Below are 12,090 nucleotides of genomic sequence, written 5' to 3' on the forward strand. Positions count from 1 at the left end.
TAAGTGTATTGTGTCCATTTTAGAGAAAGTTAAAAGTTATTTATATCCTAGATTTGGCCAACAAAATCCCTCAAATCTAAAAAACATATGTTATTTAATTTAACGAGGATTTTTCATTTCCTCAGGTGTCACTGGTATAGCATCTTCAGGTACTTTTGTAGCTAGGTATACATAAAATGCTATCTCAACCATATAAAAACACAAACCAATTACAATTAAATATTTAATTTTTAATTTATATTTAAAAAATATGATTAGAACCAAGTAAGAGCACAAAAGCGCTAGAATTAATTCAAATAGTAATTGGATCATAGCTTACACTCCGTTTTAATCATTGGATTATTAATTAATCTTTGGTAGTTTTGTCGCACTCTCTGCGCCCAATCTTGACAATTATTTTTAGAATTACCTAATCCAGCCGTGCCAAACAAACTATAAGTACCTGTTTCAGTTTGATCTGCGGCTTTCCTCATTACACAATCATTATAATGCTGACGATTCGGAGTTCTTATATATGTTTTTAATAGCCTTGGAGGATCCGACTGAATCCTCGAACTTGCCATGTAACCTATATTTGATGGAAATTTTCCGTCTTCAAAAAATAATTGTTCGTGCGCATAAGCAATATTCAGCTTTTCGTCCCATTTAAAAGGCAAAGTACTACGTGCAGCACTACTTCCATCAAGTGGTCTATATTCAAAATATGCTAAACCTGAAAAATCAACATTAGAGATTGGATTATTTTCTACATAAGCATAAGTATTTAACCCACCAGCTAACCCAATCGGATCACTCTGCGTATAACGACCTATACTCGCATCATAATAACGATTCCAATTATACCAAAGTGCACTTTCAGCATCATAGTATTGACCTGGAAAACCTAAGTTAAAGTCTCCAATACTACTTTGCACTACAGCACTATCATAACTACTCGTTTGAGCTTTCCAAACGACTGCTTGATTTGCACTAGTAATCGCTTCAGGACGGCCTAAGTGGTCATTATGAATGTAATACAGTTGATTATTAGCCACTAAACCAATTGGCTGATCACCCAACCAAATATAGATTTTAGCTAAGCTACCATTTTGTGATGCAGATAAAGGACTTTCAGCGAGTATTCGACCATCATAAGCATATACATAATTGATTGTTCCTCCACTGCCTGATTTACGGCTACGAAGTTTAAAAACATCATAATCATAAGTTGTTGTTGCACTTCCTGTTTTGACAGTCTTTAGAAGGTTAAATGCATCATATGTATAATCGACGTTACCACCATAACCAGTTTTTTTCGTTAGGTTACCTAAGGCGTCATAAGTAAAACTTTTCGCTTCAGCACCAGTCGTACTATTTAATCGGCTTCCTTGACCAGGTACATAATTAGTCACAGCATTAGTGTTACCTGTACGACTCGTACGATTGTAGTTAGTATCATGCTGCCAGCTTTCTTTATACTGAATTGAAGAGGCAAGATTTAATCGTCCAAGGGCATCATAAGTAAAACTTGTTGTTTTATTGCTATCTAGACCATTATTAATTTGAGTTATCCAATTGTTAGCATTATAACTATGGCTTAAATTTTGTATTCCAGAAGCGAGTATACCTGTTAGTCGGTAATCTTGATCGTAACTGATTTGTCTTGATAAGCCATTACCATAGGTCCAATTTTTGACTCCACCATAAGGTTCATAAGTTATATTGCTAATAATCGTTTGAGTAGATGCATCTGTTTTAAATTTAACTGCACTAACTCTATTGAGTCCGTCATATTCATAGATGACTTTATTGTTATCATTTTCTCGACTCTCACCAATCATGTTACCTAAGGCATCATAACTCCAATAAGTAGAATAAGTTACACCATTAATATTTTTAACTTGTACTGAGATTTGACCATCTTTTGTGTATCCGTAACCTGTGCTAGTGATTCCATCTGCTGTTCCACATAAACGACCAACACCATTAGTACAATTATCATAAACCCAAGTTTGAACTTGATTCCCTGATTGTGCTTTGATTCTACGATTTAAAGCATCATAACTATATGTCGTTACGACATTATTCGCACGAGTTAAACTAGTTAAATTACCATTTATATCATATTGATATTTCGTAAATCCTGTATCTAGACTGTTCGTCGACAATAGTTGACCAAGACCATCATATGTATATGTTGTTGTATTCCCTTTGGTGTCTTTAACACTTGTTAATTGTCCAACACTATCATAACTATAGATAACACTCGAACCATCAATAAGATTTTCATTCGTGATATTTCCTTGTGAATCATAAGTATATGTTGTTATTTTTCCTAAAGAGTCTGTTTCCTTAATGGCATTCCCATTAGCATCATATTCATAGCGTTGATTTTGACCATTATTTCCTAAATCGGCTGTTGCCCATCCGAGTTGATTATGCTGATTATTCTTAGAGTAGCGAACAGAACTACCATCTTTAAACGTAGTACTGAGCAACTCACCCAAATTTGAGTAGGTAAATTCTTGGCTACTTAATACCTGACTACCAATACCATGAGTAATCCTAGCAATAGTACCATTATCATTATAATAAATGGATTCACGCATTCCGTTAGATTCAGTTTGAACTAAGCCAAAGGCCCCATATTTATAAATTTTTGTACGAATTTGACTAATTCCTAGCGTTTCTTTCTTAGCCGTTATCCGACCTAGCGCATCATATTCAAAGTCAGTTATAAATCCATTTGGATCTATAACTCTACTCATTAAACCTAATTGATTATAGTCACTGAATTGTGTTGTTTGACCTAGGGGAGTTGTAATACTCAACAAATTACCAATAGTATCCCATTGACGTACTGTAACGCCCCCATTTACATTTTCAGTCATACTTTTAAGCATACCGTTATTATGGAATGTATATGTATAGCTTGTGATTGAGCAAGTTGTAGTTCCTGTTTTACTACATTGTTTAATACTTTTAATCCGACTTTTAGCAATATCAGTGGCAGTATAGTAATCATAAGTAATTTCACTGATTGGTTTATCTATGCTATTTCCAAACATTGTTGTTTTTATCAGACGATTAGGATTATTTGCCCAATCATATTTTGTGATTCGTGCCTGACTACGATCACCACCTTTAATACCAGTGGTTTCCTGAGTAATACGACCATAATTATCACGTTCGTACTCTATTGTTACTCCATTCCAATCTGTTTCCGAAGAAACTTGGTTTTTGGCATTATAAGTCGTTTGCATATTACTATTAGGACAATTATTAATACCACTTCGCTCAATTTTAATTAACTTGTCTTTTTTATTATCCTTATAAATATACTTAAACATTGCACCCAGAGGGTTTGTCACTAAAGTATAGTCATTGCCATATTCTAATTTATCATTTTCTGTACCATCAGCACGACCGCTTTGAATCGCCTTATCGCCATTGAAATAATAAGTATTATAACGTTTTCCGTTTATTGAAATACCACTAATAATCTGTTCTCCAGCACCATTTTCTGCATAGTGGTAAGTTTTTGTACCTAATCCTGCTGGATAGGTTACGCCTGTTAACCGGTTTTTATTATCATAGCTATAAAAGTATTCACTACCTGCTGGATCAATCACTTTAGTAATTTGATTACCAGACCAAATGAGCTGAATTGTTTTGCCATTCGTGTGGGTGATCTTAGTAACTTTTTCACCAGAATATGTAAGTGTCCAACCTATACCCTGCGTATTCATTTTACTGATTAATGAACCAGAATGTCCCTTGTCTCCTTTATAATGATAGACTTCAACTTCGCCATTAGACCATCTTACAGTCCACAATTGTTTTTTTGTATCTATTCGCGCACTTGAAAAATAATCTATACTTCTATTGGTACCATCAGGTAAGCTAACATAAGGAATATCAGCAGGAATGAATTTATAATCAAAACTATGCAGCCACTTTCCACCCCATGGGGTAAAATCTGCATTACGCGGCATACTAGAGTCATAATAACGAGTAAAAGTTAATGGCATATCACCATTACCTAAAAAATCTAATTCTTGTTGTACTTTTTTACCGCTTGAAATAATAACTGGGTTTTCAGTTGAACAATCCTGTGTATCAGATCCACCATTAGGCTTAACTCCCTGCCTTGATGATAAACCAGAAACTCCAGCAGAAGGGTATTGCATTGGAACATAAAAGCTGCCTTGAGTAACGACACTTACTTGTGATTTTCTCGCTTGTACAACTATTGTTGGTAATGAGGTGACAGGTTTTAGTAATACCATACAAGTATTTTTTATTCTAAGCCAATCTGTACAATCTGTATTTCCGCTTGAAGTACCTGTTGACATATCCCATTCACCCCAACACTTTCTATCAGCCTCTTCACACTCTGCATGACTAACGGCATAAGATTGCAAAGGGAGAGCAAGTCCAACATAAGCAATTAAAACGACACCAAAATTTTTGAAGTTTATCTTCATAAGTATTATGTATTAATAAAGTAATAAGTTACATAATTATACATGCAAATAAAAATCATTATCAATTGAAATTAATTCTTAAAATCATCTTTAAAATAGACTTGCTAAAAAAAATTGCATATCTTCACTTGAATTACATAGTTTCCTAAGTAGACTCAAATCAAGAATCACCTGTTTTAATTACTCCCACCTTGGAATGCCATCAAACGTAGTAATCTTTACAAAACCTAAAGCCTTTCACTACTAGCAATGCAGAGACAACACACCCTCTACGATGATCAGTCTTGTATTGCGCCTTGCCAAAACTCCGCATCTTAGGAACCCCTCCTCTCAGATACTGATTCTCCTTTTCAGGAATGACCAAATACATAGCTGCATTGATGGCATTTTAAACTTGTTGAGGATTGGATCGATGAATCATACCAATACCCAATTTACCCTTCTGTAGAAATTTCGCCTTGTATTCAGGCGAGTTAGAGGTAAAGTAGTAGCCTTGGTTAGCCGTGATCTCACTCCAACACTGCCCTACCTGTATAGCCATACCAAAGTCTTTTGGGTGTTTATGCCCATCATAATAAAGCAGAAGTACAACTTTTCCCTCTGCTTTAAAGTCTTTACCCATCTACAAATATTGAATCAAACTATCACATAAAAAGTAAAAAAATGCTGATCAGATCTGAGCTAGTACAATTAAATATAAGGCATTTTTTTAATTTACAGCCCTCACACTTCCCTGTAATCCTTTTTGTATATCCTGTATAAATCCATTTTTCTGATTAGATTTAGGGCGAACTTTGGTTTTCGAATCAGGCTGTAATGTCATAGCTTCAGAATTTTCATCTGTATAAAACTCTTCCACCAAGTCCAAGCCCTCTTCAGAATTTACCTCAAACCTTGCATTACCATAACCTTGTCTAGCCGTCTGATCTAAAGCATGCTGATTAAAACCACTCTGCTTACTTTGCTGATTTATATCCTTTGCCACTTGAATGGCTTGTTGAAGGTTGACTCCATCACGTAGCGTTAAATCCATGTAATACACAGGTGTACGATAGCTTTGTGTAGTAGACTTGCCTCGAAGTGTAAGTTGTAGTGGCAAACACGAAAGTAAGCCATTGGAGGCTGCATGGTAATAACAAAGCCTCGCAGCCAAGGTGCGAATACTATTAAAGCCGGTGGTTCTAAAAATAAACGTACCGAGTTCATCCGATTCATCAAGGTTCACATGTAATCTCCCAAAAGGCTTACATTTCCCTCCTTGTGCCAATGGGCATAAATCTGGTGATGGGCATGGGTGTTGTTCAATGCCTTGGCTGGTTTGTCTTTGACAGAATTCACCATTTCCAACACAAACAGGTCGTCCTGTTTGCCGATCAAATAAAGTATATTCAGCTCTAAGGTTAAGTTCGGGATCATTAAAAATCATTCGTACTGGAATGGTTCGAAGTTTTTGATTAGGTGCTTTCGCTCGAAGCTGCTCATCAAGTGGATGTTTAATCCAGCCATCTTTGCCTTGGATTTGACTGGTAATGGTAAATTGATCATCCTTTTCAGGTAGTCGTTTACCATTCTTTTCGACGACTTTACCAATACTGATGCGTCCAAGTATCGGTGGGGTAATGGCTAGACCTTTAATCATGGTGGTTTGCTCTTTTGTTTAAATAAGTTTCTGGATTTCGTTAAAATGAAATAGGCATAAAAAAAATCCCATGCGCTCAGGCATAGGATTTTTAGTAAGTCTGGTTTAATGTTAAGTGGTTGGATATTTTGCTTAGGCTAATCGGTATAAATATTGAAACGCCGTGAGCCTTGTTTGCTTTGTGGAAATTGATTGAGATACTCAGGATGCTTTTTCAGTAAAGCCTTACTGTCTAAGCTGATCGAGTCCTTGGACTTTTTCCAAGTAACAGAACCTATTTTAAAGGTTGCACGTTCAGCCTGTTGCATTTTGGCTTGCAGTTGATGTTTGAGTAGATCAAATTGCTCCTGATGTTTTTCAATTTGATGGCGTGCTTGAATCAATTGTTCAAATTGTTGATTGGCCTGTTCATCTTGGGTTAAATCTGTGGTTGTCAGTGGTACATGCTCAGGGTAAAGCAGTTGTAAGGCTTTGGCTGCTGATTCGCTGGCATCTGCATCAGGTGGGGTATCTTTTTCCACGCACTCCCAAAACTGTCTTTCGGCATGGATGATGTGCTGAATCACCGATTCAGAACGAATCACTTTAAAGATTCGAGTTTCATGTCCACAAATCAGTACACAGATATGCGCTGCTTTCTTACCTGTGACTGCCAATTGATGTTGCACTTGGCATAAGACATATAGAGGTACGCCATCTCGCCATAGCTTGGCACCGTGTTCCCCTGCGGTTTTACATTCAAGTATCTGTACATCTGCATCACCCACCACCGAGTAGTCTAAGTTGGCTAACATAAAGTGTTTATCAGGTTCAGGGTGTTGTAATACCGCATTGACTCGACGTACTTTATAGTTGGTATGCATGCTGTAGTATTCAGCGACCAAAGGTTCTAGACGTTTGCCCCAATAGAGCGGTGCATGCCCTTCACTTTCATCCTCAATATTTTGTTGAATACGACCTGTTTTAATCATCCACAGTTCGAGCATCGACATATAAGGATTCAGTCCACAAGCTGCGGCACAATCACTACTGCCAATGCCTTGTTTACGCACTTCGAGCCATTCGGCTTGTGACATGGTTTTGGTTTCAGCTAGGCGTTTGGGTTGCTTTTTTTGTCTTAAAGGTAATGAATAAGCTTTTGATCCTATTACCGAACCTATGGGGGGTTGGGATAAATTTGCGCTATGTTGTCTCAAGATGTATTCCTCTAACTTCTAGTTTGAAAGACATAAAAAAATCCCATGCTTTTTGGCATGGGATTAGAATTGAAATCAGTATGTTTAAACGGCATTTAGTCGATACGATAACTCAGCTTAATTTCGTCAAACGTTGCAAGACGGATAAAGTCAGTATGGTAGATATGCCCATATCCATCTAAGACCAGATATTGAGGGTGTGGTATTTCATCCACTGTCCTCATCTGCACATCCTGAATGGGGTAAATTAAAACCACTAAATCCCCAATCTTAAATTTGTACTCAAGACTGTCATCTGTCATCAAATTCTCTGCGTGATGGCGATATTGTCTAAATAAAATCTCGATATCTGTTTTAAGTAATCATCCTTAAGGCTTGTTCCAGTCCACGTTGTTTTAAGCCTGCACCTGCACCAAACCATGCTGAATCAAGTCGATGATCTTGGCTCATGGCTCGACGTTCATGGTCAGCGAATTCTGTGATACTGCATAACAGACCATAGGCAGTATCTTTAGCTGAGGATAGTTCTGCCCCTCGTCCATGCCCATTAAACATGGTCATGACTTTAGACATGGCTCGTCCATTCGGTTCTGTTTTATTGGCGTCTGCGCTATTGGCAACTTGCCTGTAATATTGAATAAAACGGTCATCTTGTTCAGCGATACTCAGACTAGTGTTATTAAACACGGCATCGAAATAGGCAGCAGCTTCTTGCTGGGTGACTTTACGTTGACTCAACTGTTTCATTTGATACATGTGTTCATCCCATGCCCGTACAGAAATACCCAATTGTTGTTTGATCTTGTCTGCATCAAACTTGGTGCTGTGAGGGACTTTGACCACACCTCGATTTGCATCTTGACCTTTTAGTGCAATGGCTAAGGTGTTATTACACACCACACGGATGGAAGTAAATTGTGCTGTCGTGGCGAGCGTGCCATCACAAGCCGTGGCTAACAGAATATAGCCATTGCTGACATCTTTGCCTTTGAGTGCAGTACTTTGTCCTGTTCTCGCCAATGCCCAGAATTTCTTACCACCTTTGAGTATCCCTGCGGTTTCCAGTTCAAAGCCTGATTGCTCTGTGAGGTCACGATAGAATTCTAAAATTTGTTTAGGCTGGACTTCTTGATAACGCTGACTGACCACTGATAAAGGTGCATGGGTATCTGAGCGATATAGAACCCGTTGCTCATCATGAGGAAGGATAAGATTTTGTCCTTTATGATTTTCAGCCATATAACTGACATTGGAGCTTTCAATCTGCCAATCCATACCAGCTTGTTTAGCCCAGACTTCAATCGATTGATTTGGGCTGAGTTGATTACCCAGACCATGCCAAGGGGTTTGACCCACATAAGCCATTTGTTCAAGTTGATGTGCCATAAGAATTTTCCTTCTTATTGAGTGAATAATGAATTGAATCAATTCAGTGTGAATATTTCAGAGTGAGATTGTTGTTGGCTGTTAGATTCATTCAGTGTGTTGAATTTCGAAGTGTTCCTGACATTGTTCACACTGGTAATGTAGGGTGATCAAATTGTCTTGCTGTTGGATGTAAAGTAAAAACATCCCTCCAGCGGCTAAACCAATAAAACCACCAACAAAGGGATTAATCCCCAGCCGTTTAGAGATTTGCATACCTACCGTTGCCAGTGACATTGGTGAGCACGATGAGAACGTGAACTTAGTTTTGGATTGTGATTGTTGACTTTGCCTGAGTAATTGCACATGCGGTGAATGGCAATAGGGGCATTGCTGCATGGTGTTTTTTCCTGGATTCATGAAGAAATAGATATAAAAAAACCACGAGCATCAGCGCGTGGTTTTTAAGGTTGATTTGATTTAGATTTAAACGTGTATAGCTTATCGATTGACTTTAGGTACAGCCAAACCAGATGGACTTCTACATGGTCGGATACTCTGGATATATTGCCCATCCCCAGTATCTTTAAAGAATCCATGTTGAGATTGGATTTCTAAACATTGCCCTTTTTTATAGGGCTTGATCTGTTTGGTAACGGCTGCTGAAAGTGCATAACGATTAAGGATCACTTCCCCCTTGGTGGTTGGAAAAATCACTGCTTCCTCACCAAATCCCAGATTTTTTTTTAAGGTGATCTGTTCTGTCTTTGCCATCACTGTTGTTGAAATCAATAAACTAAATAAAGTACAGCTGATAATTTTCAGATTTTTCATGGTGATATTCCTGTTTTAATAGGGTATAAAAATGATTGAAATTTAATTTCTAAAAAACTAAATTGTTTAAAAACAAGGTTTATAGCCTTCGCTTAACACTTGATTGTTGCTTTGGTTCCAACTCACCACATACCAGGTACATTGATAGCGATCTGAGTCCCATGCAGCACGATAAGTAATGCTGTTGCCCTGCTGACTCCAACCTTCAACACGCTTAGCCAGCTGATCTGGGCTAGATCGTCCCCAAACATCCATGAGATGTGATGCTAACATCTGATCAATACTTGGAACGGTTGCCTTGAGATCAGGTGGTGCAGTTTTGATCGGCTTTAAACCATACTTTGCAGCATTTGAACTTAATGTTTTTCCTTCATGGTATTCAGAATCGATTTGCATGCTTAAATGCTCTGTTGCTGAGTTTTGTGAGGATTTCGCCTCTTCAACCACTGCTAAAGCACCAGCAATGTCATCTTCACTTGGGCCTAAATGCTCTGTTTGTGTTGTATCTTCAGGTAAAGCTTTATCAACTGATTCAGATGAAGCTCGGGTCACATCAGCAGTTTGAGTTTTTTGGGCTTTGGTTTGTTCTACAGCCAACTGTGCTAACTGTAGCTCTGCTTTACGTTGTAGATGCTGGTTCAATAGATAAGCACCGATGATTACTAAAACCAAAACTACGCCGATGATTTTCCAGTAGGGTTTTGGTGCAGGGATTTGATTTGTATTTGTCATTGTTATGCTTCTTGGTGAGTTTTAAGAAAATAGCCATTCTAAAAAAGTAAAAGGCCAGACGAAGGCTCTGCCCAAAAGGTAGGCTTTGGAATAACCAGCAGGTAAAGTCCATATCAATTTGAACCAGTAGCCCAACATAATCAGCAGATAAGTGATCAATAGATTTCTCATCTTTAGCCCCTCCTAGTTCAATTCAGACATGCAGGCTAAACCTGCTTCTTGTACTTGATCTTCCCAATCTTCAGGAAATTGCATCGGGTTCTTGATCTGCTTAAGTCGATCTTCTCCGTAGTGTTTCTCTACATTGTTATAGCTACATGAACAGAAACTACGATTGCCACCAAAGTTACGGCAACCATCCTTAAATTCTGATTCAAATGTACTACTACAGGCAGTCAGCAAAACACTGGCTGACAATGAAAAAATGAGTTTTAATTTCATTCTATCCTCTCATACATACTTATGTTTTTAATGCCCACACTTAGAGCGTTATGGCTTCACTGAGGTAATGTGTATTTGAAATTTCTTTATTTGAGATTGGATTTAAATCAATCATTTTTTTAATAATGCACAGATGTGACTTATTCTGGGCAGTACCCAAGTCCATGATTTATATTGATCGTCATCAAGTTTTTAGAAAAATCAGCGAAAGAGAGCTATGTGCTGTAATCAAGCACAGGCATAGATCGAGAAGATAAAAAGAAATTTATAATAGAATTAGTACGCATGGCGCACTCCTGTATGAAAAAGAAGTTCTGCCACAATCACTGCTAAATAATGGTGGCAGGACGAAAAGGGGTTAGCAGACTGGACATACAGACCCAGCACACCCGAAGGTGTCCCCTTCTCGCCCTACCGCAACGTGAGGGGGACGAGTGGGTTTCACACAAATTTCCCCCTCAGAAGGAGCAAATCTGATGTGCTGTATGAAAAACGGTCTGCTAAAACCGACTGGCAATGTAGGCCAGCAAGCAAAGGATAATCAGCCCTGTAAAGGGTGTCAATACGTTTACATATAGATAGGTTATTCTACATGCCACAATACAAGTGAAGATCAACAGTAAACAGTTTTAAATACGCCTAGTTTTAGAATCTTGAAATGAGTGAATGCAATTTATTAATATAGGCTCAATTTATTAAAAAATTTAGGAAGCAACCTGTGATAGAGCAATTTGATTTTATTTCAATAAAAAAGAAAGCCAATGTTCATTTTAATGGCGCATCGATCAGCCATGCTATTGTTTTAAAAGATGGAACTAAAAAAACTTTAGGCGTTATTCTTCCATCCGAGGATCCCCTAACTTTTAAGACTCATCTAGGTGAACGTATTGAAATTCATCTCTGGAGAATGTAGTGTGCAAATTGGTCATGCTCCTGCCCTAAGAATCTATAAGTCTGGTGAATAGTTTCAAATCCCAGTCCAGAGTCAATTCAAGATTAAAACCAGATTAGAGGCTAAACCGCGAAATGATGCTCTTGCTGGTATTTGTGCAGCAAATGCACACGTTAGTTCTAAAGGTAATCTAAATGACGGTGCTAAAATTGTTAGCACTTTAGATAAATCAAACGTTCCAGTATACTTAAACTGTTCTTCAGACAAAATTTCGAAAGTTGATGGTGCGCTCGGTGAATTCTGGTTACAACTACTGCCGCTAAAGTAATAGAATCAATATTTACATTACTTTTTGTGATGTTTTATTTGCAATTGCGATGCCACTAGTCAGAGCATTTAGAACAAATATTGAAGATTTCAAGATAGATGGTGCGATTGTATTCATATGCATGTCCTAGAAATTGATCTGCTTTCTGCAAACTCAATGCCATAATTATTATTCAACACTAATCAAATACTTATATT

At 37.8% G+C, this 12,090-nt stretch carries 9 protein-coding genes and 2 pseudogenes; 1 reads left to right on the forward strand and 10 read right to left on the reverse strand.

Going from position 1 to position 12,090, the window contains the following annotated elements; translation table 11 throughout:
- Nucleotides 1–308: 308 nt before the first annotated feature.
- From AC07WY_RS05100 to AC07WY_RS05145, 10 genes and pseudogenes are all read right to left on the reverse strand, one after another.
- Nucleotides 309–4,466, reverse strand: a complete 4,158-nt coding sequence (locus tag AC07WY_RS05100) for an RHS repeat-associated core domain-containing protein (RefSeq protein ID WP_494735852.1) — start codon at nt 4,464–4,466, stop codon at nt 309–311.
- Nucleotides 4,467–4,668: 202 nt separating this feature from the next.
- Nucleotides 4,669–5,052, reverse strand: a pseudogene (locus AC07WY_RS05105) (YagK/YfjJ domain-containing protein); the annotation flags it as partial.
- A gap of 123 nt (nt 5,053–5,175) precedes the next feature.
- Nucleotides 5,176–6,105, reverse strand: a complete 930-nt coding sequence (locus tag AC07WY_RS05110; protein WP_494735853.1) for a recombination directionality factor — start codon at nt 6,103–6,105, stop codon at nt 5,176–5,178.
- Nucleotides 6,106–6,242: 137 nt separating this feature from the next.
- Nucleotides 6,243–7,265 carry a YqaJ viral recombinase family nuclease gene (locus AC07WY_RS05115; protein WP_494735929.1) on the reverse strand — a complete coding sequence of 341 codons (1,023 nt, stop codon included), beginning with the start codon at nt 7,263–7,265 and terminating at the stop codon, nt 6,243–6,245.
- 131 nt (nt 7,266–7,396) lie between these two features.
- Nucleotides 7,397–7,603: a hypothetical protein gene (locus AC07WY_RS05120; RefSeq protein ID WP_494735854.1), complete on the reverse strand. Its 207-nt coding sequence runs from the start codon at nt 7,601–7,603 to the stop codon at nt 7,397–7,399.
- Nucleotides 7,604–7,655: 52 nt separating this feature from the next.
- A complete protein-coding gene (locus AC07WY_RS05125) occupies nt 7,656–8,687 on the reverse strand; it encodes a DUF932 domain-containing protein (RefSeq protein ID WP_494735855.1) in 1,032 nt (343 codons plus the stop codon).
- An 87-nt stretch (nt 8,688–8,774) separates the two neighbouring features.
- Entirely contained in the window at nt 8,775–9,065 is a 291-nt protein-coding gene (locus tag AC07WY_RS05130; protein ID WP_315078737.1) for a hypothetical protein, read from the reverse strand.
- 102 nt (nt 9,066–9,167) lie between these two features.
- Nucleotides 9,168–9,500, reverse strand: a complete 333-nt coding sequence (locus AC07WY_RS05135; protein WP_494735856.1) for a hypothetical protein — start codon at nt 9,498–9,500, stop codon at nt 9,168–9,170.
- A 66-nt stretch (nt 9,501–9,566) separates the two neighbouring features.
- Nucleotides 9,567–10,232: a hypothetical protein gene (locus AC07WY_RS05140; RefSeq protein ID WP_494735857.1), complete on the reverse strand. Its 666-nt coding sequence runs from the start codon at nt 10,230–10,232 to the stop codon at nt 9,567–9,569.
- Nucleotides 10,233–10,415: 183 nt separating this feature from the next.
- Nucleotides 10,416–10,673, reverse strand: coding sequence for a hypothetical protein (locus AC07WY_RS05145; protein WP_494735858.1), 258 nt, complete (start codon nt 10,671–10,673; stop codon nt 10,416–10,418).
- A gap of 718 nt (nt 10,674–11,391) precedes the next feature.
- On the opposite strand from AC07WY_RS05145, the pseudogene AC07WY_RS05150 reads away from it, so the two are divergent.
- Nucleotides 11,392–11,635, forward strand: a pseudogene (locus tag AC07WY_RS05150) (pyrimidine/purine nucleoside phosphorylase); the annotation flags it as partial.
- Between the last annotated feature and the right edge of the window lie 455 nt (nt 11,636–12,090).

Source organism: Acinetobacter sp. GW821-FHT01C12 (assembly GCF_059422625.1).

Coding starts and splice junctions, on each gene's coding strand:
- AC07WY_RS05125 (WP_494735855.1), bottom strand. CDS start 8,687: ATGGCACATCAACTTGAACAAATGGCTTATGTGGGTCAAACCCCTTGG.
- AC07WY_RS05135 (WP_494735856.1), bottom strand. CDS start 9,500: ATGAAAAATCTGAAAATTATCAGCTGTACTTTATTTAGTTTATTGATT.
- AC07WY_RS05145 (WP_494735858.1), bottom strand. CDS start 10,673: ATGAAATTAAAACTCATTTTTTCATTGTCAGCCAGTGTTTTGCTGACT.
- AC07WY_RS05130 (WP_315078737.1), bottom strand. CDS start 9,065: ATGCAGCAATGCCCCTATTGCCATTCACCGCATGTGCAATTACTCAGG.
- AC07WY_RS05110 (WP_494735853.1), bottom strand. CDS start 6,105: ATGATTAAAGGTCTAGCCATTACCCCACCGATACTTGGACGCATCAGT.
- AC07WY_RS05100 (WP_494735852.1), bottom strand. CDS start 4,466: ATGAAGATAAACTTCAAAAATTTTGGTGTCGTTTTAATTGCTTATGTT.
- AC07WY_RS05120 (WP_494735854.1), bottom strand. CDS start 7,603: ATGACAGATGACAGTCTTGAGTACAAATTTAAGATTGGGGATTTAGTG.
- AC07WY_RS05140 (WP_494735857.1), bottom strand. CDS start 10,232: ATGACAAATACAAATCAAATCCCTGCACCAAAACCCTACTGGAAAATC.